Source organism: Paenibacillus sp. Y412MC10, from assembly GCF_000024685.1.
GTDB lineage: Bacteria > Bacillota > Bacilli > Paenibacillales > Paenibacillaceae > Paenibacillus_AQ > Paenibacillus_AQ lautus_A.
On sequence record NC_013406.1, the window covers coordinates 968282 to 993196 of the forward strand.

Genomic DNA, 24915 nt, shown 5'->3' on the forward strand with positions numbered 1-24915 from the left:
TAGAGTAAAGGGGACGAAGGAATGTGGGTGTATTAAGACAAGACAAACGCAGTTATATCCTGGTCGGTATTCTGTTATCCACCTTTATGGCTGCGATCGAAGGAACGGTTGTCGGCCCGGCGGGTCCGGCCATTATCAGCAGCTTCGGCAGCGTAAGCCTGATGAGCTGGATTTTTACGGCCTATCTGCTGACGATGGCCGTAACGACGCCGATCTTCGGTAAAATAAGCGATTTATATGGACGCAAGCCCGTATTTTTATACGGCTCGCTGATCTTTCTCGTAGGCTCATTGCTGTGCGGGCTGTCGCAGAACATGACGCAGCTGATCATTTTCAGGGCAATCCAAGGGATCGGAGCCGGTGCGGTTATACCGGTGACCTTCACGATTGTCGGAGACATTTACAATCTGGAGGAACGAGGGAAGATTCAAGGGATGATCAGCTCCGTTTGGGGAATTTCCTCGCTGATCGGACCGCTGCTTGGCGGGTATTTCGTGGATTACTTGTCCTGGCACTGGATTTTTGTTTTTAATGTTCCGTTCGGGCTGTTATCGATATGGCTGATTTTCCGTTATTTCAAAGAGGAGCGCAACGCCCGCGAAGTATCGATCGATTACGGGGGAGCGGCCCTGTTTACCGTGGGAATGACGGCGCTGCTGTTTGCGCTCGCGGTCGGCGGCGGGGAGAGCTATTCCTGGAATTCTCCGTTCATGCTCGGTCTGATGATCGGTTCCGTGGTGCTGCTCGCTGCGTTCCTGGTGGTGGAGAACAGGGTGAAGGAGCCGATGCTGCCGCTCCATCTGTTCAAGATCCGGGATATTACAGTATCGACGATAGCCAATATTCTGGTAAGTGCGCTTATCATCGGGTTGACCACGTATTTGCCGCTGTGGATTCAAGGCGTTCGTGGCGGCAACGCCACCTTGTCGGGTCTGACGCTGGCCCCGATGTCGATCGGATGGCTGATCGGCTCGATCATCAGCGGTCGCCTGATCGTTAAATCCGGCTCCCGGAAAACGGCGCTGATCGGCGTTGTGCTCCTAATCATCGGAGCGGTGGGATTGGCGTTCATGCATAAGGATACGGCGCTGGGCGTGCTGCTGGTCTTTACGTTCATTTATGGCGTCGGCTTCGGTTATATCTCCACCTTGTTTCAGATCATTGCGCAATCCTCGGTCGGCTATGAGGTTCGCGGAGCTTCCACGGCGCTGAACTCCTTCATCCGGACGTTCGGTCAGACCGTTGGCGTAGCGGTGTTCGGATTATGGGTCAATGCGGGAATCGCGGGCAGGCTTGCCGCTGAGCCGGATGCGGCCGGCATTACGAGCGACGACATTAACAAATTGCTCTCCCCGCATGGAATGGCCGAACTGCCGGAAGGGTCAGGCAGCCTGTTGAGCGGAATACTGGAGGGAAGCCTTAATTCCCTGTTCGTGGTGATGGCCGTGATGGCGGTGATCTGTATGTTGATCGTGGCCGCCTTCCGCAATGCGCCCCCTGAACCGGAGGCGGGAGAGGAACAACCGTCAGGCCATTGATCGATGGACGCATGTAAGGCATATATTTCATAATAAAAATGTAACAGGACCCCGGTCTCTTTGAGGCCGTGATCCTGTTTTTTTGTTGGATGCGCTCTTTGTGGGCTGCGCAAACGTCCATGTCGTAACAATCCCTTCGAAAGTGCCCGAAATCTTGCTTTTATGCCCTACACGGCACAGGGCGAACTCCGATATAATAAACATATTTCGCTATAAATGACTTCTCACACTACATAAACCAAGGGGCTGCCGATGTATGTCCAAATTTAATCTGTTCCGAAAAATCGTCCTGTTCATTTTTCTGATGTTGATTCCGATTGTCGGCCTCTATTTCTATTCGAACCAAACCACGACGAACGTGCTCAGCAAGGAGCTCAGCCAATCGAATACGAACCAGCTTGTTTTTTTTCAGAATCAGGTGAATACCAATATCGATATTTTGGCATCATGGCCGAATTTGCTCCTGCATGACCCGGACATCTCAAGCTTTCGGGATATCTATTTGCAGGATAAGTATCTGAACCTGGACGCGATTAATCTGGTGAAGCAAATTCAGACGAAGCTGAGCATACAGGAGAGCTCTTCGAACTGGCGGAGCCATCTGGCCATTTATTCCCCATCCCTCGGGCGGGTGGTCACCGAAAGCGATGCCGGGTTTTATTCGCCCGAGGAGCTTGCGGAGGACGTGAAGCCGGGGTGGCAGGTCACTCCTTATTACGAGGGGAGCGACCGGCGTTTCCTGTTTGTCTGGTATTCGGTGGCACCGTATTCCACCCAGCATCGTACGGGCAAGTCGAATACCGTGATCAAGGTTGAATTCGACAGCACCAACATCCAGGATATGCTGGACCGCTTTAAGAGCGACGGAAGGAGCGATCCGTTCTACTATAAACCGGATTCGGGCGTTATCTACAACCGTACCGCAGACCAGGAACTGATTAACCATATGATGGCGGAGCTGGATCGGGAGCCGCTCGAAGACGTGGAGAACCGCGTGAAGGAAGTGGGCGGCAAAACCTATTCGGTCAGCATCGTATTATCGGAAACGACCGGATGGTATTTGATAGACTATATTCCGCTATCGGACATTATGAAGCCGATCCATACGTCGAACAGGCTCTTTTATATTTCGATCGCAGCATTGCTCCTGATGAGCTGCCTCGCCGCATATCTGCTGTACTCCCAGGTTCAGGTTCCGATCAAGCAGCTGGTTTATGTGTTCCGAAGGCTCCAAGCCGGGGATTACGGGGTAAGGATGAAGGTAGCGGGCCGTAACGAGTTCAGTTTTCTGGCCACGAGATTCAACTCGATGGTGGAGCAGATTCAGGAGCTGTTCGAGCATGTATACATGGAGAAGATCCATGTCAGGGAAGCGAAGCTGAAGCAGCTGCAGTCCCAGATCAATCCCCATTTCTTCTACAATTGCTTCTCGTTTATTACCAGCATGGCGAAGCTTCGGAAATACGAAGCCGTAGTGGCGATGTCGCACAGCTTATCCCGGTATTTCCGCTACACCACGCGTCAGGAAAGGGAACTGGTTCCCTTGTCGGACGAAGTGGAGTTCGTTACGCATTATCTGGAAATCCAGCAGATGCGGATGAGGCGTCTCCAATATCATCTTGTTTTGACGGAGGAAGCGGAAGGCATGGAGATCCCGCCGCTGGTCATTCAGCCCTTGGTGGAGAATGCCGTGCTGCATGGCATTGAACCTCATTCGGGCGACGGTGAAATCAGGGTAACCTTCCGGATTGTGAACGGTCTGGCCTGCATTCAAGTGGATGATAACGGAATCGGCATGAACGGGGAGAAGCTGGCCGAGCTGGAGGCCCGGCTGAACAGGCCGATGGATCAGGAGATGGGCTGCGGCGTCTGGAATGTTCACCAGCGCATGCGGCTGCGTTATGGCGAAGAAGCCGGCCTGCGGTTTGCGGCATCTCCGCAAGGCGGCGTACGGGCTGTGCTCTACTGGCCATTGCCGGAACGCTTGGGAAGGAGCAATCAAAGTCAGGGCAGGGGGCAAAGAGTCGATGAATATCTTATTGGTTGATGACGAGAGTTATGTTACGGAAAGTTTATATCAGACGATACCATGGCGTGAGCTGGATATTGAAGAAGTGTATCAGGCTTCTTCCGCCCTGGAGGCGATCGACCTGCTGGAGGAGCAGGACATCGATGTGGTGGTTACGGATGTTCGGATGCCGGTGATGACCGGCCTGGAGCTGATGGAGACCATAACCGAGCGTTGGACGCATATCCGCTGCATTTTACTTACGGGTTATTCGGATTTTGAATATGCCAAGCAGGCGATTCGGCTGCAGGCATCCGATTACATTTTGAAGCCGGTGGACGATGGTGAATTCATGCGGAGCGTGAGCTCCGTCTTGGCGTCGATCCAGGAGGAGCGGAAGGAGCTTGGGCACTTCCATCAGCTGATGTACAGCCGCAAATCGGATCTCGGCATTCTGCGAAACAGCCTCATGCATGATCTCTTGCTGGGACGCGAGATGCCGCGTCATTCGCTTGATCACAAGCTTCATGAATATGAAATTCCGCTCCGAACAGACCAGCGGACGATCATGCTGCTGATACAGCTTGGGCAGAGGTTTACGGGAATGGACGACTATTCGGTGGGACTGATGGAATATGCCATCGGCAACATTGCTGAGGAGGTATTTGCCGAGCTGCTCCATGTGTGGTCCTGTAAAACGCCGCATCATTGTTTGATTCTATTGGCTCAGCCCAAGAGAGTGCCGAACGCTGGAGATATGGAAACATTCGCGGATTCCCGCGAATTGAAACGGTATATAACCCAGTTTCAACAGGATGTGGGCAGCTATTTAAAGGGAAGCATTTCGGTTTTCGTGTCAGACTCCTTTGATTTTCCGGGGGAACTGGGATCCGTTTATCGGTCGGGACTAAGCTCGCTTTACCTCTGGGGAAACGGAGATCATGAAGCTATCCGATTCGCCGAAGACCATGATGACCGGCTGCATGAGCCTGTATGGGACGTTACCCAGGCGTTTGCAAAGCCGCCCAGCCTGCTGCATCTGCTGGAAACAAGGCAGTGGGATGCCGCCCGCGACAAAATAGAACAAGTCTTTGCAGAAGTTGAAACCGCATTCATCGGGCAGACGGCGTTGTATGAAATATTTTTATCGGTTGCGAATGCCTTCATGTACCTTGCTCACAAGCAGGGGCATTACATTCATCAGCTGGACCAGGCCGGCTGGGACCCCTTATATATTCAGCAGGTGGTTCAGTCGGCTGCCAAGCTGCGCTCCTGGTCGCTTGATATGCTGAACAAACTTCATGTTATCTCGTCCGAACAGGAGACAACGAGCAAGAGCCATATCATCAAGCAGGTCCAGGAGATGGTGACTGCCTATTCGGGTCACGACCTGTCCGTCAAGACGATTGCGGACCGGGTATTCCTGCATCCGGTATATTTATCCAAGATTTATAAGAGCGAAACCGGAGAGGGACTCGGCGATTATATCATCCGCAAGCGAATGGAGCGGGCGTTATATCTGCTGAAGCATACGAACAAGAAGATTTATGAAATTACCGCTGAGCTCGGATACCAGAATCCGCAGTATTTCAGCAAGATGTTCCGGAAGCACTACGGAATGACCCCGAACGAATACAGAGACCAAGGATGTTGCTAAAGGTGCAGAAATCTTCGATTCGTGACATAGGATGCGGCTGCCGGCCCCTCTATAATTAAACATGTAATCCATAAGGTGGTAGAAGGGGGATTTAACGATGACCGCTAGAAGAAAGAAATGGTTCCCGATCCTGGCCGCGTCCTTGCTCCTGGCCGGATCCTTGGCCGGATGCTCCGGCGGCGAGCCGAAACCGGAAGCGGCGCAGCAGCCGGCCGAATCCAAAACTGAAAACGTCTACAAAGAGAAATACGATCCGGAAGTTACGATTACGACGGTGTGGGGCGTCGATCCGACGCTTCAATTCAAGAATGGGGAAACGATCGAGAACAATGTGGCTACGAAGTGGGCCAAGGAGAAGTTTGGCATCAACATCAAATCGTTGTGGTCCATTACGGATACCAACGGCGCTTTTGCAACCAAGCTGCGGCTGGCCATGTCCTCCGGACAGGAAATGCCGGATATCGTCACGCTCGGCACCGAAAATCAGCAGCTGGCCCAGGATTTGATCGATTCCGGCATGTTTGCCGAGGTCGGCACGCTGTTTGACCAGTATGCATCGGAAACGTGGAGGAACGCGATGAATCTGGATCCCAACGTGTGGAATCAGTACAGCCGGGACGGTAAGCGAATGGGGCTTCCGGTTCTGGATTTTGCCTATAATCACGACTATGTATTATGGATCCGGCAGGATTGGCTGGACAAGCTGGGGATGAGCGCACCGAAAACGATGGATGAGCTTGAGCAGGTGATGGATGCTTTCAAGAATCAGAACCCGTCCGGTCTTGCTCCGGATAAAGTCACGCCGCTGAGCATCGGCTTCAAAACGTCCATGAGCACCTGGATGGGCGATCCGTCATGGATATTCGGCGCTTACGGAACGCTGCCGCAGCAGTGGAACGTGGCTGAGGACGGAAGCCTGGAATACGGCTCGGTCCATGCGGGCATGAAGCAAGGCTTGGTGAAGCTGAACGAGTGGATGAATAAAGGATACATTCCGAAGGAAGCCGCATTGTGGGATGAGAACAAAACGGCGGAGCCGGCTGTAGCCGGAACGGCCGGCATCATTCCGGGGCCTTACTGGATGAGCGGCTGGCCGCTGATCGATACCGTGAAGAATGCGCCGGAAGCCGTCTGGAAGCCTGTCCAGATTCCGGCTGGCCCTGACGGCATTGCGATGCGCCATGGAACGCAGTATACGAACGGCGTTACCCTGATCCATAAAGATATGGAGCATCCTGAGGCCTTCTTCACGTATCAAAACTACCTGTTCGATAACTTTGCCGTATCCAAGGAAGGCGGCGAATTTGCTAACGGGCTGTTCGAGGGCTACGACTTCGAGCTCGATGCCAATGGCGAAATGGTGCCCAACGATCAGATCCAAGGCGGTTACGTGAATGTCGTCCGTTATTTGCTGGTCCGCGACGGTGCCCGCATTCCGGACGAGCAGATGAAAGCGCTGCTGAAGCTGGCGAAAGGCGGGAAGCCGGAGAGCCGCCTCGAAAAGGACGTTGCGGTCAACTATGGCAAGGATACCCCTGCCGCTGCGGAAGTGCTGCTCTCCCAAGAGGAGATCTCCAAGAAGAACATGTTTACGGGACCGGTAACCGCCACCATGAAATCGAAGTGGGATTATCTCCTGAAGATCGAGAACCAAACCCTGAACGAGATCATTTACGGCAAACAGCCCGTTGAATCTTTTGATACGTTTGTGGAAACGTGGAAAGCCGGAGGCGGGGAACAGATCACCAAAGAGGTTAACGAATGGTATCAAAGCGTGAAGTAGTTGTGGTTACCGAGTAATGAAGGGCGGCCTGCTTAGGGCCGTCCTTTTTGTTCCATGTAAGACGCTGCAAAATGATTGCTATCGTGCCATGAATATTGGTTTTGTGGGCTACTGCGCCCCGTGGGACGGGTCCTATAATCAAGAGGTAGATTGATTTAACGGGAGGATCTTGGATGAAGAGGATGAAAAAAACGTGGCCTTTCCACGTCATGCTGCTGCCGGCCCTTATCTGTCTGTTCTTGTTCAGTTATTTGCCGATGGGCGGCATCATTATGGCTTTTCAGGACTTTAAGCCGTGGGAGGGCGTTGGCGGCTCCGCATGGGTGGGCTTGGACAATTTCCGATACTTGTTTGAAAGGCAGGACAGCATGCAGGTCATATGGAACACCTTTGTCATCGCGGTGATGAAAATCGTGTTCAATCTGCTGATTCCGTTCGTGTTTGCCATTCTGCTGAATGAAATCCGAAAAACGGCGCTTCAGCGGAGCATCCAAACGATGGTGTATTTGCCCCACTTTTTGTCCTGGGTCATCCTGGGCGGAATTTTGATCGAAATGCTCGCCGTCGACGGCTTTGTTAATCGAATTCTGGCCGCTGTCGGCATCGATCCGATCTTTTTTCTCGGAGACAATAACTGGTTCCGGTTCACGGTGATCGTATCCGACGTCTGGAAGGAGTTTGGCTACAATACGATTGTATTCCTGGCTGCGCTGGCCGGCGTTAGCCCGACCCTGTACGAAGCCGCGGAAATCGATGGAGCGGGACGCCTGAAACAAACGCTTCATATCACGATCCCTTCCATGATTCCCATCACGATCGTTGTCGGGACCTTGGCGCTCGGCAACATCCTGAATGCCGGGTTTGACCAAATCTTCAACCTGTACAATCCGCTGGTATACGAGAAAGGCGATATCATCGATACCTTTGTATACCGAACAGCGATCCTGAATGGCGAGATGGGGTTCGGAACGGCCATCGGCTTGTTCAAATCCGTGATCAGCATGGTCCTTATTCTCGTATCCTATCGGCTGGCCTACAAGTGGGCGGGCTACCGTATATTCTAGCAGAGCGAAAGAGGGAGAGCCATGTACCATAAAACGATGGAATACCGCATATTTAACGTGTTTAATACCTGCTTGCTGGTCGCGCTGGCCATTCTCTGCATCATTCCGCTGCTTCATGTGCTGGCGATTTCGTTCAGCTCCAAAGCCGCTGCCGACGCCAGTCTGGTGGGATTATGGCCGGTCGATTTTTCGCTGGAAGCTTACAAGAAAACGATCAATAACCCGGCATTTCTACACTCGATCTGGATCTCGATTGCACGTACCGTACTGGGAACGGCTTTGACGCTTGCCGTGACGTTTCTGGCCGCATATCCGCTGTCCAAAGAGAACCGCGTCTTCCGCAGCCGCAGTGTTTATTCCTGGCTGTTTGTGTTCAGCATGGTGTTCAATGGAGGCCTGGTACCGTTCTATATCGTGATTCAGAAGCTGGGCCTGATCAACTCCTTCTGGGTGCTGGTGATCCCCGGCACCGTGAACACCTTTTTGGTGATCCTGATGCTGAACTTCTTCAGGGGAATTCCGAAAGAACTGGAGGAAGCGGCTTTCATCGATGGAGCCGGCCATTTCAAAACGCTGTTTAAGATTTATTTGCCGATCTCGCTGCCCTCGATTGCCACGATTGCGCTGTTCAGCATGGTGTTCCACTGGAACTCGTGGTTTGACGGGCTGCTGTATCTGAACAATGCCAAGGATTTCCCGCTGGCGACCTTCCTGCAGACGGTCATTATCCAGCGGGACATGAGCTCGATGAGCATGAGCCCGAAGGAGATGGAGCTGTTGTCCCAGACGACGGTGAATGCCGCACAGATCTTTATCGGCGCGGCGCCCATCCTGCTGGTTTATCCTTTTTTGCAGCGTTTTTTCGTTAAAGGGATGACGCTGGGTTCTGTCAAAGAATAAGAGATGCGATCCTATCAGGAAACAGGAGGTTTAACCTACTATGAAACGAATGTTTAATCCGATTAGCTCGCGGGTTCCGCACATGCTGCATGGCGCCGATTATAATCCGGAGCAATGGCTCCGTTATCCCGAAGTGCTCGAAGAGGATATCCGGCTGATGAAGCTGGCGAATTGCAACGTGATGTCCGTCGGCATATTTTCATGGGTTTCATTGGAGCCCGAGGAAGGGGTATTCACGTTTGATTGGCTTGACGGCGTATTGGACCGCTTTGCCGACAATGGAATTTATGCTTTTCTGGCTACGCCAAGCGGCGCAAGACCGGCCTGGATGTCGGAGAAGTATCCCGAGGTGCTGCGCGTAAGCGAGAGGCGCGTTCGTAACCTGCACGGCTTCCGTCATAATCACTGTTATACTTCACCGGTCTATCGGGAGAAGGTCCATACGATCAACAGGAAGCTTGCGGAGCGGTACGGCAACCATCCAGCCGTGATCGGCTGGCATATCTCGAATGAGTTTGGCGGCGATTGCCACTGCGACTACTGTCAGGACGCATTCCGGTCTTGGCTGCAGGCGAAGTACGCCACGCTGGATGACCTCAACCATGCCTGGTGGACCGCATTCTGGAGCCATACGATTACGAATTGGAGCCAGGTTGAATCTCCGTCGCCGCACGGGGAGACGCAGGTACATGGAATGAACCTGGATTGGAGACGGTTCGTAACCGATCAGACGGCGGATTTCATCCGGCACGAAACGGAACCCCTCCGCAGGGTCAATCCATCCCTTCCGGTGACGACCAACCTGATGGAATATTTTGAAGGACTGAATTACTGGAAGTTTGCCGATTTGCTGGACGTGGTATCCTGGGACAGCTATCCGACCTGGCATGATCAGGGCGGGGATGAGGCCGCGCAGGCATCCCGCGTTGCCATGATGCATGATATCGTCCGCTCGATCAAAGGCGGGCAGCCGTGGATGCTGATGGAGAGCACCCCAAGTTTGACGAACTGGCAGCCGGTGAGCAAGCTGAAGCGCCCGGGTATGCATTTGCTGTCTTCCATGCAAGCCGTTGCCCATGGTTCGGATACGGTGCAATATTTTCAATGGCGCAAGAGCAGGGGATCGAGCGAGAAGCTGCACGGCGCCGTCGTCGATCATGTCGGTCATGAACACACGCGGGTGTTCGGCGACGTGGCTGAGGTCGGGGACTATCTCAACAAGATGGATGCCGTTGTAGGAACGGGCATTCCGGCGGAAGCGGCCGTCATTTTTGACTGGGAGAACCGCTGGGCCATCAACGATGCGCAAGGTCCGCGGAATAAGGGAGTCAAGTATGAGGAGACCGTGCAAGAGCATTACCGGGCTTTATGGAAGCAGGGAGTCCCGATGGATGTCATCGATATGGAGCAGGATTTCTCCGGATATAAACTGGTGGTCGCCCCCATGCTGTACATGGTGCGCCCAGGCGTGGGCGAACGGATTCAACAATTTGTGGAAGCGGGCGGCACATTTGTTGCGACGTATTGGTCGGGAATCGTCGACGAGTTTGACCTTTGCTTCCTTGGCGGATTTCCGGGTCCCCTTCGTAAGACGCTCGGCATATGGTCGGAGGAAATCGATGCTCTCCATGATCACGATGTCAATGGGATCGTAACGAATGACGGAGGGGGGCTTGGCTTGGCCGAGGCCTATGAAGCCGTTGAGCTGTGCGACCTCATTCATCTGGAGACGGCGGAGGCGCTGGCCGTTTACCGGTCCGATTTCTATGCGGGACGGCCAGCATTGACGGTCAATCAGCTTGGGAAGGGCCGGGCCTATTATATCGCCTCCCGGAACAAGGAGCCTTTTCATTCCGATTTTTACAGGAAGCTCGTTGAACAGACAGGCGTCCGCCGGGCGCTGCCGATGGAGCTGCCTTCGGGCGTAAGCTCATCCATTCGTACGGATGGAGAGTCAGATTACATTTTTGTGATGAACTTCTCTGGCGAAGCGAAGCGGGTCACGCTGGACGGAGCCGATTACCGTGATTTTATCTCGTGCGAAGCCCAAGGGGCAGAGCTAGAGTTGGCGCCTTACGGAGTGAAGGTGATCAAAAAAGGGGCGAGTGCGTAAGCCGGCTCAGCCTTCCATGTTCCGATTCGTTTCAAAACATGCCTCTTCCAGGGACAGGTGCCTTCGTGATGCCTGTCCCTTCATCATGCACCGCGCCGCTCATTTGCCTATTCCATGTGATCGTCCTTTCCGCACCGGATCTGACATTTCGGGCCCTTGCGCCCGGGTTCATTTTGCTTGGAAAAGGACCGGAAATGTTGGCATTATGCCCTGTGGCCCCATTTGGAAAACGCTTACAATAGGGGTGTCACTTGCGCAGTGAACGAAAAACCAAGGAGGTATCGTAATGACTGGAGTCGCGAAAGGAGTTTGGTTCAGAATGTTTCTTTGCATGTCGATGCTTGCGTTAACGTTTGGCTTTTCGGGTAACGACGCCGCCGAGGCGGCGCCTGCCTTTGCAAAAGGTGCGGACATCAGCTGGGTTCCCGGTATGGAAGCTCAAGGGTATAAGTGGAAGGACAAGACAGGGGTTCAGCGCGATATTCTGGACATTCTGAAGAACGATTACCAGATCAATTCGGCAAGGATCCGTGTCTGGGTCAATCCCAACATGAATGATTACATGAACGGTTATCTGAATGCGGAAAAAGCCGCCGAGCTGGCCCAGCGTGCCAAGAATAAAGGCATGAGCATTATGCTTACGCTGCATTACAGCGATTCCTGGGCGGATCCGGGACAGCAGAACAAGCCCTATGCTTGGCGTAATTTTACTTTTCAGCAGCTGATGGATGCGGTCTATTCCCATACCGTCTATGTGATGAACACCATGAAGAACAAAGGCGTGACTCCGGATTGGGTACAGGTCGGCAACGAAACCAACAACGGAATGCTGTGGGAGGACGGCAAGGCCTCAGCGAACATGAAGAATTACGCATGGCTCGTCAATACGGGGCATAACGCGGTGAAGTCCGTCAGCGGCCAGGCCAAGACGATCGTTCATTTATCGAATGGCTACGACAATGAATTGTTCAAGTGGAATATTGGCGGCTTGATCAGCAACGGCGCGAACTTCGATATTATCGGCATGTCGCTGTACCCGGAAGCGGGCGATTGGTCATCGAAGGTCGATCAGACGATAGCCAATGCCAAAGACATGACCGCCAGATATGGAAAAAGCATCATGATCAGCGAAATTGGCATGGATTACAATCAGCCGGCGGCAGCCAAGAGCTTTGTCCAGAGCATCAAGACCAAGGTGAGAGGCTTAGCGGGAGGTACCGGGCTGGGCGTGTTCTACTGGGAGCCTGAAGCTACGCCGGGATACAATGCGGGATACAACAAGGGAGCCTGGCAGGCGGACGGGAAGCCGACCATTGCCTTGGAAGGCTTTAAAGACTGAGCGTTTCTAACCGGTATATTGAGCAAGAAGAACCCTGTTTCCGAGAAGGAGGAAGGGTTCTTCTCTGTGTTTTTTCAGCCCTGCTGGCGCACGATCTGCACCTGTTCCGCATGTTTTCCCATTTTGCCCAGCAGTCCGATCAGCTGGCGCTTCTCTTCCTCGTCCAATCCTCCCAAGGCATGCTGGATGTGTTGTTCATGCAGCGGGTACAGCTTCTGCATCAATTGCTCTCCGGATGGAGTCAGCTCGGCATAGATCACTCGTCTGTCCTCGGGGCAGGGTCTGCGGCGCACGTAGCCTTTTTCAACCAGCTTATCGACCACGTAAGTGACGTTTCCGCTCTGCAGGAGCAGCTGTGCCCCGATCTGCTGGATGGGCTGGCGGCCTTTATAGAACAGTACTTCCATTACGGCAAAAGAGGTTGGATTAAAGCCTTCGATTTTACTGCCATTCACGACATGTTCGTTGACGCTCTTGAATGACTTGGCAAACACCCGATACAGGTGCATCGCAAGCTGTGTATCGCGTTCATGTGACACCTTCATACATTCTCCCGCCTTTGGTATGGACTCATGTCCTGAATTACTTCAAATCTAAGATTACGCTGAAATGTACAAATGCAACATGTGATTTGTCACAATGCGGACGAAACATTTTCCATCCTCCGGCTCCGGCAGCCACGATGCCTCCAGCCCGATACGCCCTCCGTGCGCCGATCCTATAATGAAATTCAAATGGGAAGGGTCCCTGAAACGACTACGATATAATGCAAGAATGTTTCGCTAAATGCAACTAATCCTTGCCCTGATGCGTAATACTGGGAATAGAGACAACGGATGGGGTGTTAGGATGCATAAGATTCAAGAGAATGGACTTGGGCCTGAACCGGTGCTGAAGGTGGATATTCAGGAGGCAGGATACGAACCAAGCCGCCCGCGCATACGGGATATATCGTTTCAAGTGGTGCCCGGCGAGCTTCTGGGTTTGATCGGACCGAACGGAGCGGGGAAAAGCACGACCATTAAGACGGTGCTGGGGCTTCTTAAAGATAGCAAGGCCGACGTCTATATTGCGGGCAGTCCTCCGCGATATGCTTACGTTCCCGAGCAGCCCGTGTTTTACGAGGACTTGACGCTGTGGGAGCATTTGGATCTGGCAGCTGCTGCTTTTGGAATGGACGATCAGCATTTTGAGGAGCAGGCCGCCCAGCTGCTTCGGCAGTTCGGCATGGAGTCGGTACGCCATGAACTGCCGGGAGGCTTCTCCAAAGGAATGAAGCAGAAGATGATGCTGATGATCGGCTTTCTCTCCAAACCCGACGTTTATATCGTAGACGAGCCGTTTATCGGTTTGGATCCCCGGGCAACCCGCGACTTCCTGAATTTGCTGCTCGAGGAGAGGCGCCGTGGCGCAGGTGTATTGATGTCTACCCATGTGCTGGACACCGCGGAGAAAATTTGCGATCGATTTGTGCTCATATCCGGAGGGCGGATTGCCTCGGAGGGCACGCTGGACCAAATCCGGCAGTCCGCTGAACTTCCCGGCGCATCGTTGTTTGACTGCTTCGATGCGCTGACATGAGGGGGATGATGGATATGGAACGATCACATCACTTCAGACATCCGGGCTCCCTTTTATGGCGAAGGGTGACCGCTCATTGGAAGAATCAGCGCGACAATCTGGCGACCGTGGTCGACTGGGTCGTGATGCTCTACATTATTGTCCCCGGCCTTCTCTTGGGAGGCGGGTTATACCGCGAGTTATGGACGAGCCCGCTTCCCGGATGGGTACAATTCCTGCCGCTGCAAGCGGTGGTAGGGATCCTGCTCTTCATGTTTTCCGGCAGAGTGCTGCTATTCTTTGAAGAGGCCGACACGTTGTTTCTTCGCCAGCAGCGGGAATGGATGAAGGGATTAATGATCGGAGGCATGGCGTACAGTCATGCGGTTTCAACGATCAAGGGATTGATCATCTCGGTGCTTGCGCTGCCGATTCTCGTCAGGGAACATGAAATTACCGGAACTGCCCTTATGACATTGCTGGCAGTTACAGTCGTTTGCGCCTGGTGCGCCAATCTATGGACGGCCATGATTCGTTCCCGTTATAAAGGCTGGCGGAAGCATCTGATGACGTATGTTGTACGCTGGCTATCATTCGGACTGCTGACGCTGCTTGTTACGTTTTGGCTTCAGTCCTATGTTGTGATATGGGCGGCGGTTTTGCTTCTGCTCATACTGCTTTTTTTTCTCAGCCGAAAACGTCTGGCCATGCAGGGGACCTTCCTGGCCGATGCGCGCGAAGATGCAAAGACTCGGGTGCAGCTGACGGAGAAGCTGCTGGTTCAAGCCGTCGGGAAACCGCCCAGCATACGAAGCAAAACCTGGTTTATGCGGAAGTCCGGCCGATTGTTTAAAGGCACGGCGGAGAAAAGGCTAGCCGATGCGGGGCTTAAAGCGATTTTGCGCCAACCTGAGAGCCTGTTATTGTACGTTCAGATTACGCTGGTCGGCATCCCGGCCATCTGGCTCCCGCCGCTGATCATCAAAATCATCGTTTATGTTGCCCTTGTCTTGATGATGTCGTATTGGCTGAACACAAGATGGGCGTTGTTTGCCAAAGCCGAATTCATGCATGTGCTTCCGTTTACGAATCAGCAGCATCGAGCCGCCGGCATTGTTGCGGTACGAGCTTTGCTCGCCGTTCCCGCATTTCTTTATTCGCTCGTGGCAGGGTTAACGCTTTTTCAGGGCGTAATGGGATGGCTCGCCGTGCTTGCATTGACCGTGCTTGCTCTCATGGTCGCGCCATCGCTCATGTCTTGGCCGGTATACAAGGAGGAGAAACGCCAACCTCAGGAATAATCAAAGCGCGCCGGAATGCTCCCATCTATAGGGCATTCCGGCGCGCTTTTTTAATCGGCTATGTGCGATAAGGACTCGGCGGCATGCTTGCCTGCCGTATATCCGGTCGCAAAGGCGGCCGTGATGTTGTAGCCGCCGGTGTATCCATGTATATCCATAATCTCGCCACAGAAGAAGAGGCCGGGCATCAGCTTCGATTCCATGCTTTTGGGCTGGATTTCCTTGAGGCTGACGCCGCCGCCCGTCACGAAGGCCTCCTTCAGCGAACGGGTGCCTGAAGCGCGGAACGTAAACTTTTTAAGAACGGAGGCCAGGTTTTCCTGCGCGGCTTTGGATATGCCGCTGCAGATCATGTCGCTATCGATGGACGATTTGGATAACAGCAGCGGGATCATCCGCTCCGGCAGCATGCCCTTAAGCACGTTCTTGATGCTCTTTCGCGGCTCCTCCTCCAATCGCCCTTTGAGCTCGGCCGCAAGCTCCGTTTGAGAGCGCTCGGGGAACATGTCGATGGCCATGTCCACGTTGACGACATCGAATTTCCGCTGCACCTGGCGGATGAACTGACTGCAGCGAAGCGCGATCGGTCCGGACACCCCGAAATGGGTAAACAGCATATCTCCCCGGTGGGCAATCACTTTTTTTCCTTTCGGATTCCAGACGGACAGCTCCACCTCCCGCAGTGACAAGCCCTGCAGCTCTTTAGAGGCAATAAAAGGCTCGGTAGACACGATAGGCACCTCGGTCGGATACAGCTCCGTTATCGTATGGCCTGCGGCTTCAGCCCATGGATAACCGTCTCCCGTCGAACCGGTCTGGGGCACGGATTGCCCGCCGGTAGCAATGATCACGCAGGAAGAGTGGATCACTTCCCCGGATTTCAGCTCGACCCCGGCCGTCCGGCCGTTCTCATAGAGAACGCGGTTCACCGGGCTATTCGTCCGGATATCGGTACCGAGCTCCTTCACTTTGCCAATCAGGGCATTCACCACGCTGGAGGCTTTGTCCGTAACAGGGAACATGCGCCCGTTGTCTTCCTCCTTCAGCCGAATGCCAAGACCCTCGAAGAAGGTCATGATGTCCCTGTTGTTCCAATGCTGAAAAGCGCTGTATAAAAAGCGTCCGTTCCCCGGAATGTTGGCAATCAATTCATCCTGTTCTTTGGCATTCGTGACATTGCATCTTCCGCCGCCCGAGATGCCAAGCTTACGGCCTAGCTTGTCCCCTTTGTCGATCAAGAGGACAGAAGCTCCTCTTTCCCCTGCAGCCACGCAGGACATCAATCCGGAAGGTCCGCCTCCTACGACGATAATATCATAATCAAGCATGTTTGCTCATAGCTCCTTTGGGGGTATATCAATTAATAGATGGATCTTATTATATAGGATATTCGCGAATTATCCCAAACCTCATGAATAGGACATAAGACGTGGGACTCCGTCGCCGCTGCAGGAATTTACAAGATATTGTAATATGATGTCGCCTGTGCTTTAATCAGAAATATTAGATGCGTTGTCCAATTGAGGTGATGGATCACTGTGCTGAGCCTATGGAAAGATATTTTGCTGCAAGTTTTGCTGTCTGGTACACTCATCTTTCATCTGCCGCTTCTCCTCGACAGACATCTAAAGTGCCTGAACAAGAAGAACCCGGATGATCTGCTTCGATTTCGCAAGCATATTGTCATTGCCAGCGGAATCAGCACCGTATTGTGCGTCTTGATTTCTGCAATGAGCGATTATTACGTTCCGATCCATCTTGGCGTGATCCCGTTATTTTTAGGCATATTATATGGAAGCAGGAGTTCAGGGCTATGTCTTGCAGTAATTTATTTCACAAGCCATGGGCTGATTAACGGCTGGTCAACGACCGGCCTCGTTCTGAATTTGCTTGTCTTGGGATACTCGCTATTACCTAGGGTATCCTCCAATTTCAAGAAAGGCTCCATGACCGAAAAGATTTATTGGCTCTGGAGCGCGCTCGTTCCGGCTATGCTGATTATTGTAGCCTGCCACGCGATGGAAGGAAAGGCTAGGAATGACGATCTGAATCCGGACACGATTCTGGTGACCATTCTGTATATGCTGATCGGCATTTTTTATTCGGGAGTGATCGTGTATTGGATCGAATTAACCTCTGGGCGTCTGGCTTCGGGCCAGTACGACGTGAAGGACGGAGAGATTGCTTCATTAACGAAAATGATGGAGATGATTCCTTTAGGGATGGTTGCGGTGGATCGCAGCGGCAATATCATCGCCTTTAATCAACCGCTTATCCGCAGCTTTCGAAGCGTGTTTCCCAATCTGACCACCAAGGATGTCATCGGCAGGCCGTTGTTCGACTTGTTGGAGGGCATGATTCAAAAGGAACATCTACGCAGCCGATTTCAGAGAGCCATAAACGGTGTCGAAAGCACCGGGGAAATTATGCGCAGCGCTACTAGAGTGTATTCTACCGGCATTTATCCGCTTATACATAATGGGAACGGCGACATCATGGGTGCGGTAGGCATCATGGAAGACATTACGGAGCTTGAGAAGCTCCGCACGGAATTTATTAATGTAGAACGGTTAAGCTTGGTCGGCCAAATGGCGGCAAGCATCACCCACGAGATTCGCAACCCGATGGCTGTCGTGCGCGGATTCCTGCAGCTTATGAAAGAGAAGAGTCCGGATACGCTGGATCATTATTACCGGATCGTCATGGAAGAGCTCGATCGGGCCAATGGCATCATCAGCGACTTTTTGTCCCTGGCCCAGAACCGGGCAGCCGAGAAAGAAGAGTGCCACCTTCATGACATTATCCATGAGCTCAGCCCGCTCTTGTGGGCGGACGCCAATTTGCGCGGACAGAACATCGAGCTGAAACTGGGAACCGGCATTCCCGAACTGTATCTGAATGCCAAGGAAATGAAGCAGCTCATTCTGAACTTGTGCCGCAATGGGATGGAGGCCATGGATGACAAGGGGACGTTGACGATCGAAACCCGGCTGGAAGGGAACCTCGCCCAGTTGTATGTGGCGGATACCGGAATCGGCATACCGGAGAATGAGCTGGAGCGCTTGTTTGAACCTTTCTTTACCACGAAGAGCAAGGGGACGGGGCTTGGACTCGCCCTGTGCATGAGCATTGTACAGCGTCATCATGGAACGATAGACGTAAAATCGCACCTAGGTGAGGGCACGGTGTTCATCATTTCTTTTCCTGTCCGCTCGTACCCGCACGGCCTGCCGGAATCCCAGAGCGCTGCCGCTTCCGAATAAACGGTCTGTTAATTACGCATCATAAGGCAGAGCTCAGGGTAAAGGAGGGATTCGGATGAGTAAGAACGATTCCAAGCAACAGGAGCGGCAGGAGCGTGAAAACAAAGATCGCCGTGGCGAGCCCATCGTTGACAAGAAAAAGGACGGGGTAAACTATCCTGCTACCTAGTATGATGAAAATGAAGCAAGAAGACGGGCGGTATCCCATTTTGTGATGCTGCTCGTTTTGTATTTTCTTGCTTTCACTCTTTAGGATTGTATAATATAGATATCGATGAGCTGTTATAATTCGAACAATCTTGTTTATATAAGGAGTGAAGCAGTTATGGGTATGTCTTTTGACCGATATATGCGCGATATGGTTCAACCGATGCGGGATGAACTGACCAGTTTGGGAATCAAGGAGCTCACAACACCTGAAGAGGTGGAAGAAGTGCTTCCGGAGGCGAAAGGCACAACGCTGGTCGTTGTAAACTCCGTATGCGGATGCGCAGCAGGGCAAGCACGTCCTGGTGTAGCCATTGCGCTTGAGAACCAGGTGAAGCCGGATCATTTGTATACCGTGTTCGCCGGACAGGATAAGGAAGCAACGGCGAAAGCCCGTGAGTATTTTGCTCCGTATCCTCCATCCTCCCCATCGATTGCGCTGCTGAAGGATGGGGAATTGGTACACTTTATTGAGCGTCATCAAGTGGAGAACCGTTCCGCCGAGGAAATCGCCGCAGATTTGACCGACGCATTCAATCGCTACTGCCAGTAATTCGGCAGTTACATAGGCCCCGAAGCATTCGGCATATTCCGAAGCCGCGGGGCTTTTGTTGTATGAATGAAGTACTTAAGTTAGAGAGAACATACTGAAAGGAGTCATCTATCATGAGCCTGCAAGAACAAATTATCGCTGAACTCGGTGTCAAACCTACGATTAACGTGGAGGAAGAGGTACGCAAGCGCGTGGATTTCCTGAAAAACTACGTGAAGAACTCCGGCACTTCCGGACTGCTGATCGCCATTAGCGGCGGGATCGATTCGGCCGTGGCCGCCGGCCTGTGCAAGCGGGCTACAGACGAGCTCACGGAGGAGAACGGCAAGGAATACAAGACGCTCGGGGTGTTCCAGCCATACGGCGAACAGGCCGATATTTCCGACAGCTACGCAACGGCGAAGGCCTTCGATTTGAAATATACCGTCGAGACCAATATCGAGGAGGCGGTGAACGAGGTTGCTTTGGAAGTAGAGCATGGCCTGAAGAATATCGGCGTCCATCAACATATGAGTATCCCCGGCAAAGGCAACGTGAAGGCCAGAGTGCGTATGGTGGTACAATATGCGCTGGCATTCGAGCAGAATTTGATTGTTGTCGGCACGGACCATGCATCCGAGGCGATTACCGGCTTCTATACCAAGTGGGGGGACGGCGCAGTGGACATTACGCCGCTGAGTTCCCTCAACAAGCGTCAGGTTCGCATGCTTGCATCCTATTTGGGGGTACCGCAATCGATTCTTGACAAAGCGCCTTCTGCCGGACTTTGGGAAGGACAAACGGACGAGAAAGAGCTCGGAATCAGCTATGATGATAACAGCGACTATCTGGAAGGCAAAACGATCAATCCCGAGGTTCAGCAGAAGCTTGAGAGCTATTACGTCAAAACGGCGCACAAGCGCAATACGATTCCAGGCATCTAACATAACCATATCCCAAGCGCAACAAGCCTTTCGGAGGATCATCCATCCCCCGGAAGGCTTTATATTTTTTATGAGAGACTAGGTATATATGATGTTGTAGGTCGGTTTGAGAACGCCGTTGGCATATTGCTTCATATCGATCAAATCGAGCTTCAGCCTGGGTTTGACACTGCCGAATAACGGAACACCGTCACCAACCATCACTGGATTAATTTTCAAAACCAGCTGATCGATGAGTTTATGCTGGAGCAGGCTTCCTGCCAATTCTCCGCCGCCGCACAGCCACAGCTTGCCGACTGTTTGCTCTTTGAGATGACGGATGAAGGGGATGGCGTCCTCCTTGATCAATTCAACCTCATCGTTGGATTCGAATTCTAACGAACGTGAGAATATATAATGCTTAAGACCTTGGTAACCTGGCTCCCCTGGCTTAGCCCCCATCTTAAAACCAAACGCATACGTTTTACCGCCCATGAGGACCGCCTCATAGTCCTGGATTTCAGCCACGAAGTCCGGAACATGTTCACCATCGAATAAAAAAAGGGTCTGATCGATTCTCCCCTCCATCATAGCTTGATCTGCGATAAAATAGTCAAGCGAAACGGCAACGTGATAAATTAATGTACCCACAAGATGATTCCTCCTTCGTTTTATATGCTGTTCTGTTCAGTCTATATGGATAAAATTTGAAATACAACAAATATATTTAATTTCATCCTGTTGTAACACCGTAGTCTCGCGTTGGCGGACATCGACTGCTACAATAAGTAGGAGCGTGTTTATTTTTTTGGAACAGGAAGACTGGATCAACGAAGGGGAGCAGACGATTGTGATCTACGGAATCGGGCATGATGTGCTGGATATGAAGCGAATGGAGACGTTGATGACAGGCCCGCATGGAGAGAAGTTCATTCAGCGCGTGCTTACGCAGCAAGAGCAGGCCGTTGCCGCTAAGAAGGGGGCAAGACGGACGGAGTTTGTTGCCGGGCGTTTTGCTGCCAAGGAGGCGATATCCAAGGCATTTGGCTGCGGAATCGGCCGCCTGATCGGATTCCATGACATGGAAGTAATGCCGGGTGCTCTCGGCAGGCCGGAAGCCAGTCTGTCCAAGGAAGCCTGGGACCGTCTGGGCTTGGGGGGCCCCGCCCATTATGCGATTCATTTGACGATTTCCCATCAGGCCACGCTGGCTTCCGCTTTCGCCGTGGTGGAGAGATCAAGTAAGGAAGACGAAGGAGATTACGAATAGATGCATAACACGGAACACAAACGATACTTCAGCCAAGAGCTGCTGGATTGGTATGAAATCAATAAACGGGATCTGCCATGGCGCAGGCATCGCGATCCTTATTATATATGGGTATCTGAAATTATGCTGCAGCAGACCCGGGTAGACACGGTGATTCCGTATTTCCATCGGTTTATCGAGCGGTTTCCGACGATCCAATCGCTTGCGGACGCGCCGGAGGACGATGTATTGAAATGCTGGGAAGGTCTGGGCTATTATTCCCGCGCACGCAACCTTCAGGCTGCCGCTAGACAAGTGACGGAGCAGTACGATGGCGTGATGCCCAGCGGCAAAGATGAAGTGTCGGGTCTGAAAGGGATAGGTCCCTATACTTCGGGCGCCATTCGCAGCATCGCGTTCAACATTCCGGCCGCGGCCGTGGACGGCAACGTGATGCGCGTGCTTTCCCGTTATTTTTTGATCGAGGAAGATATCATGAAAGTGAAAACCCGTACCAAGATGGAGGATCTGGTGCTGACGCTGGTACCGGATGGACGGGCCTCGGATTTCACCCAGGCGCTGATGGAGCTGGGGGCCTTGATCTGTACGCCGAAGTCGCCCAAATGCCTGGTATGTCCGGTCATGGAGCATTGTTCGGCCAGGCTGGAGGGCAAAGAGGAATCGCTTCCTATTAAAACGAAGGCCAAGCCGCCGCGTCCTGAATACCGTCTTACCGCGATTGTAGAGGGTACCGGCGTGCACGAAGGCAAGATCCTGATCCGCAAGCGTCCAGCCGCCGGTTTATTGGCCGGTATGTGGGAGCTGCCGCATGTGATCGTACCGGCCGATCGGAGCAGCGTACCGGCCGCAATGCCCGAGGAGACAGCGATGGTCCGCTTGCGCGATGCCTTGCTGGAGGAAGGGGTACCGGTCCAGCCGATCGGCCATGTGATGGACGCGGAGCATACCTTTAGCCATATTCAATGGAATATGGGCGTATACCGCTGTAAGTGGCAGGATGTGCCGCCGGCAGCCCTGCAAGCAGCGGAAAGCGCGGCTGCATATGAGACGGGCGAAGAGAATTTCCGGTGGATTCACGTTCAGGATATGGAGCGTTACGCATTTCCCAATGTATTCATCCGGATTCTGAATGCCTATTTCTCATCTTGAAGCCGCTTTTGCCTTTTTCATTAGGATGTAATGCAGAAGAGGTTTGTAAGGAGTCGTGAAGCTTTTGCATAGTTGGAAGAATGCGTTGTTGTACATTTTTGGCATCGGGATCTCCAATCTCGGGAACTGGATCTATCTGGTTGCCATCAATTTGCTCGTGCTCCACATGACGGGGTCTCCCGCGGCAGTGGCCGGATTGTTCATCATCCGGCCGCTCGCTACTCTGTTGACCAACTCCTGGGCGGGCAGCATCATCGACAGGGCGAACAAGCGCAGGCTTATGATGATCACCGATGTGATCCGAGGGGCCTTGATCGCCCTGATTCCCTTCATGTCCTCGGTGTGGGGCATCTATGGCATCATGTTTCTGATTAACGTGGCGGGCTCTTTCTTTGGGCCTACGTCCATGACGTTCGTAACGAAGCTGATTCCGGCAGAGGAACGAAAGCGGTTCAACGCATGGTCCAGCTTTACGACTTCCGGCGCGGTGCTGCTTGGACCCGCCTTATCCGGCCTGTTGATCGCCTACACGGATATTCGAGTCAGCATCGTCATCAATGCGGTATCCTTCCTGATCTGTGCGCTTGTCATCTACTTCCTTCCCGATGTGGATGGAGAGGAGGCGGCAGACAGCAAGCGGGAGGCCATGACGATGAGAATGCTGCTGCGGGACTGGGCCGCGGTGATCGATTTCGGAAAGGCCGCGAAGTATTTTATGCTCGTATACGTGCTGTTTCAATCCGCCGCGCTGCTCGGTTTTGCGCTTGATTCCCAGGAGGCCACGTTCATTAAGCAGGTGCTGCTCCTCGGCGACGAGGATTACGGATTGCTTGTCAGCGTTGCGGGAGCAGGGTATCTGGCAGGCTCGATGGCTGCGTCTTTATCCGTTAAACGGCTGTCGCTGCGTATGTTTATCGGTGCAGGGATGCTCCTGTCGAGCATCGGCTATATGATCTTCTATGCGGCATCGGGCCTCATGACGGCCGTAATCGGTTTTATCGTGTTTGGTTTCTTCTCTTCGTATGCCAACGCGGGCTATACCACCTTTTTTCAAAACCAGGTACCCGTTGATCTCATGGGACGCTTTACGAGCGTGACCCGACTGCTGGAAGGGATGCTGCAGATTCTCTTCACGCTCCTGCTCGGTTTTGCCGCCGATGCCTGGTCGCTGCAGGCCGTATGCCTGATCGGGGCAGGCGCAGCGGTTCTGTCCTCTGTCATGCTGCTGGCGGTCATCTACTCTCCGTCCAAAGCGCGCTATTATGAGTCCGGCCCTGCAGCAGCGGCAAACGATGCGTAGGAGGAATAAAATGAATATGAAAAGGCTGCTTTCGCGGTAGACAGGGTCTACAGCGGAAAGCAGCCTTTTTGGTGATATGAGATCGGTTTTAGTCAGGCGTTATTACTTCGCGTTGTCGTAACGTTTGCCGACTTCTTCCCAGTTGACTACATTCCAGAATGCGGAGATGTAATCCGGGCGTTTGTTTTGATATTTCAGGTAGTAAGCATGCTCCCAAACGTCCAGGCCGAGGAGAGGAGTTTGACCTTCCATGATCGGGCTGTCTTGGTTAGCGGTGCTGGTTACTGCCAGTTTGCCGTCTTTAACAACGAGCCAAGCCCAGCCGCTGCCGAAGCGAGTTGTAGCCGCTTTAGCGAAATCTTCCTTGAATTTATCGAAGCCGCCCAGCTCGCTGTTGATGGCATCAGCCAAAGCGCCGGTTGGTTGTCCGCCGCCGTTTGGTCCGATCACTTCCCAGAACAGGGAGTGGTTAGCATGGCCGCCGCCGTTGTTGCGAACCGCTGTGCGGATGCTTTCCGGTACAGCATCAAGGTTGCCGATCAGATCCTCAAGGGATTTGCCTTGAAGCTCAGGAGCGTTCTCAAGAGCAGCGTTCAGGTTGGTTACGTAGGTATTATGGTGGCGATCATGGTGGATCTCCATCGTTTGTGCGTCGATGTGAGGCTCGAGCGCGTCGTTTGCGTAAGGAAGTGCTGGTAATTGAAATGCCATAGTAAAAACCTCCTGTAAATTTAGTTTTTGGTTATGATGAAAGGCCTTCCTTCATCAGGAAGTCTTTATCATCCCGGAGCAATGGAATATGTAATCCGGCTACACTACATATATTAAACCGTTTTGGGTGATTAAATCAACTTTTATGTTTGAAAAGTCCGCGAGAGCCGATTTAAGGACTAAAGAATGTTGTTTCGCCGCAATGGAAAATGATGAAAAACTTTCCTGGGAAAGTTGTCGTTATATATATAGCCTTGAAGAAATCTGTACTTATAGATGGAGCATGAAAGGGATAGA

The 24915-nt window shown here is 52.7% G+C and carries 20 protein-coding genes; 16 read left to right on the forward strand and 4 right to left on the reverse strand.

Going from position 1 to position 24915, the window contains the following annotated elements:
• The first annotated feature begins 23 nt into the window (after positions 1-23).
• From GYMC10_RS04140 to GYMC10_RS04175, 8 genes are all read left to right on the forward strand, one after another.
• Complete coding sequence (locus GYMC10_RS04140; RefSeq protein WP_012818998.1) at positions 24-1538, forward strand: MDR family MFS transporter; 1515 nt, start codon at positions 24-26, stop codon at positions 1536-1538.
• A 256-nt stretch (positions 1539-1794) separates the two neighbouring features.
• On the forward strand, positions 1795-3585 hold the full coding sequence (locus GYMC10_RS04145; RefSeq protein WP_012818999.1) for a sensor histidine kinase: 1791 nt from the start codon (positions 1795-1797) through the stop codon (positions 3583-3585).
• On the forward strand, positions 3566-5203 hold the full coding sequence (locus GYMC10_RS04150) for a response regulator (RefSeq protein ID WP_012819000.1): 1638 nt from the start codon (positions 3566-3568) through the stop codon (positions 5201-5203). Before GYMC10_RS04145 ends, GYMC10_RS04150 begins: the two co-directional genes overlap by 20 nt.
• A 97-nt stretch (positions 5204-5300) precedes the next feature.
• Positions 5301-6986, forward strand: coding sequence for an extracellular solute-binding protein (locus GYMC10_RS04155; protein ID WP_012819001.1), 1686 nt, complete (start codon positions 5301-5303; stop codon positions 6984-6986).
• A 173-nt stretch (positions 6987-7159) separates the two neighbouring features.
• Positions 7160-8050 carry an ABC transporter permease gene (locus GYMC10_RS04160; protein ID WP_012819002.1) on the forward strand — a complete coding sequence of 297 codons (891 nt, stop codon included), beginning with the start codon at positions 7160-7162 and terminating at the stop codon, positions 8048-8050.
• Positions 8051-8071: 21 nt separating this feature from the next.
• Entirely contained in the window at positions 8072-8950 is an 879-nt protein-coding gene (locus tag GYMC10_RS04165) for a carbohydrate ABC transporter permease (RefSeq protein WP_009594891.1), read from the forward strand.
• A 40-nt stretch (positions 8951-8990) separates the two neighbouring features.
• Entirely contained in the window at positions 8991-11063 is a 2073-nt protein-coding gene (locus GYMC10_RS04170; RefSeq protein ID WP_012819003.1) for a beta-galactosidase, read from the forward strand.
• A gap of 319 nt (positions 11064-11382) precedes the next feature.
• A complete protein-coding gene (locus tag GYMC10_RS04175; protein ID WP_410002337.1) occupies positions 11383-12402 on the forward strand; it encodes an arabinogalactan endo-beta-1,4-galactanase in 1020 nt (339 codons plus the stop codon).
• A gap of 74 nt (positions 12403-12476) precedes the next feature.
• Here GYMC10_RS04175 and GYMC10_RS04180 read toward each other — a convergent pair whose 3' ends face one another.
• On the reverse strand, positions 12477-12947 hold the full coding sequence (locus GYMC10_RS04180; RefSeq protein WP_012819005.1) for a MarR family winged helix-turn-helix transcriptional regulator: 471 nt from the start codon (positions 12945-12947) through the stop codon (positions 12477-12479).
• Between the two features lie 304 nt (positions 12948-13251).
• Between GYMC10_RS04180 and GYMC10_RS04185 the strand changes: the two genes are divergently transcribed.
• Together GYMC10_RS04185 and GYMC10_RS04190 are read left to right on the forward strand one after the other, a co-directional pair.
• Entirely contained in the window at positions 13252-13983 is a 732-nt protein-coding gene (locus GYMC10_RS04185) for an ABC transporter ATP-binding protein (RefSeq protein WP_012819006.1), read from the forward strand.
• 14 nt (positions 13984-13997) lie between these two features.
• Positions 13998-15263, forward strand: a complete 1266-nt coding sequence (locus GYMC10_RS04190; RefSeq protein WP_012819007.1) for an ABC transporter permease — start codon at positions 13998-14000, stop codon at positions 15261-15263.
• 50 nt (positions 15264-15313) lie between these two features.
• Here GYMC10_RS04190 and GYMC10_RS04195 read toward each other — a convergent pair whose 3' ends face one another.
• Positions 15314-16591 carry an NAD(P)/FAD-dependent oxidoreductase gene (locus GYMC10_RS04195; protein ID WP_012819008.1) on the reverse strand — a complete coding sequence of 426 codons (1278 nt, stop codon included), beginning with the start codon at positions 16589-16591 and terminating at the stop codon, positions 15314-15316.
• 210 nt (positions 16592-16801) lie between these two features.
• On the opposite strand from GYMC10_RS04195, the gene GYMC10_RS04200 reads away from it, so the two are divergent.
• From GYMC10_RS04200 to nadE, 3 genes are all read left to right on the forward strand, one after another.
• Entirely contained in the window at positions 16802-18526 is a 1725-nt protein-coding gene (locus GYMC10_RS04200) for a two-component system sensor histidine kinase NtrB (protein WP_012819009.1), read from the forward strand.
• A 325-nt stretch (positions 18527-18851) separates the two neighbouring features.
• On the forward strand, positions 18852-19286 hold the full coding sequence (locus GYMC10_RS04205; protein WP_009594942.1) for a BrxA/BrxB family bacilliredoxin: 435 nt from the start codon (positions 18852-18854) through the stop codon (positions 19284-19286).
• Between the two features lie 113 nt (positions 19287-19399).
• Positions 19400-20209, forward strand: coding sequence for an ammonia-dependent NAD(+) synthetase (gene nadE, locus GYMC10_RS04210; protein WP_009594931.1), 810 nt, complete (start codon positions 19400-19402; stop codon positions 20207-20209).
• Between the two features lie 78 nt (positions 20210-20287).
• On the opposite strand, the gene GYMC10_RS04215 is transcribed toward nadE, so the two are convergent.
• Positions 20288-20839: a dihydrofolate reductase family protein gene (locus GYMC10_RS04215; RefSeq protein WP_012819010.1), complete on the reverse strand. Its 552-nt coding sequence runs from the start codon at positions 20837-20839 to the stop codon at positions 20288-20290.
• Between the two features lie 199 nt (positions 20840-21038).
• Between GYMC10_RS04215 and acpS the strand changes: the two genes are divergently transcribed.
• The 3 genes from acpS to GYMC10_RS04230 all read left to right on the forward strand — a co-directional run bounded on the left by acpS (position 21039) and on the right by GYMC10_RS04230 (position 23907).
• Positions 21039-21458, forward strand: coding sequence for a holo-ACP synthase (gene acpS, locus GYMC10_RS04220; protein WP_012819011.1), 420 nt, complete (start codon positions 21039-21041; stop codon positions 21456-21458).
• Positions 21459-22607: an A/G-specific adenine glycosylase gene (gene mutY, locus GYMC10_RS04225; protein WP_012819012.1), complete on the forward strand. Its 1149-nt coding sequence runs from the start codon at positions 21459-21461 to the stop codon at positions 22605-22607.
• A gap of 64 nt (positions 22608-22671) precedes the next feature.
• Positions 22672-23907, forward strand: coding sequence for an MFS transporter (locus tag GYMC10_RS04230; RefSeq protein ID WP_012819013.1), 1236 nt, complete (start codon positions 22672-22674; stop codon positions 23905-23907).
• 102 nt (positions 23908-24009) lie between these two features.
• Here the strand turns inward: GYMC10_RS04230 and GYMC10_RS04235 are convergent, their stop codons facing one another.
• The gene (locus tag GYMC10_RS04235; RefSeq protein WP_012819014.1) at positions 24010-24618 is read right to left on the reverse strand and encodes a superoxide dismutase; all 609 of its coding nucleotides are present in this window, start codon (positions 24616-24618) and stop codon (positions 24010-24012) included.
• Positions 24619-24915 lie beyond the last annotated feature (297 nt).

Excerpts from the sequence above, each read along its gene's own strand:
- GYMC10_RS04145 (WP_012818999.1), top strand. The coding sequence starts at position 1,795 with ATGTCCAAATTTAATCTGTTCCGAAAAATCGTCCTGTTCATTTTTCTG.
- GYMC10_RS04150 (WP_012819000.1), top strand. The coding sequence starts at position 3,566 with ATGAATATCTTATTGGTTGATGACGAGAGTTATGTTACGGAAAGTTTA.
- GYMC10_RS04155 (WP_012819001.1), top strand. The coding sequence starts at position 5,301 with ATGACCGCTAGAAGAAAGAAATGGTTCCCGATCCTGGCCGCGTCCTTG.
- GYMC10_RS04160 (WP_012819002.1), top strand. The coding sequence starts at position 7,160 with ATGAAGAGGATGAAAAAAACGTGGCCTTTCCACGTCATGCTGCTGCCG.
- GYMC10_RS04165 (WP_009594891.1), top strand. The coding sequence starts at position 8,072 with ATGTACCATAAAACGATGGAATACCGCATATTTAACGTGTTTAATACC.
- GYMC10_RS04170 (WP_012819003.1), top strand. The coding sequence starts at position 8,991 with ATGAAACGAATGTTTAATCCGATTAGCTCGCGGGTTCCGCACATGCTG.
- GYMC10_RS04175 (WP_410002337.1), top strand. The coding sequence starts at position 11,383 with ATGTTTCTTTGCATGTCGATGCTTGCGTTAACGTTTGGCTTTTCGGGT.
- GYMC10_RS04180 (WP_012819005.1), bottom strand. The coding sequence starts at position 12,947 with ATGAAGGTGTCACATGAACGCGATACACAGCTTGCGATGCACCTGTAT.
- GYMC10_RS04185 (WP_012819006.1), top strand. The coding sequence starts at position 13,252 with ATGCATAAGATTCAAGAGAATGGACTTGGGCCTGAACCGGTGCTGAAG.
- GYMC10_RS04190 (WP_012819007.1), top strand. The coding sequence starts at position 13,998 with ATGGAACGATCACATCACTTCAGACATCCGGGCTCCCTTTTATGGCGA.
- GYMC10_RS04195 (WP_012819008.1), bottom strand. The coding sequence starts at position 16,591 with ATGCTTGATTATGATATTATCGTCGTAGGAGGCGGACCTTCCGGATTG.
- GYMC10_RS04205 (WP_009594942.1), top strand. The coding sequence starts at position 18,852 with ATGGGTATGTCTTTTGACCGATATATGCGCGATATGGTTCAACCGATG.
- nadE (WP_009594931.1), top strand. The coding sequence starts at position 19,400 with ATGAGCCTGCAAGAACAAATTATCGCTGAACTCGGTGTCAAACCTACG.
- mutY (WP_012819012.1), top strand. The coding sequence starts at position 21,459 with ATGCATAACACGGAACACAAACGATACTTCAGCCAAGAGCTGCTGGAT.
- GYMC10_RS04235 (WP_012819014.1), bottom strand. The coding sequence starts at position 24,618 with ATGGCATTTCAATTACCAGCACTTCCTTACGCAAACGACGCGCTCGAG.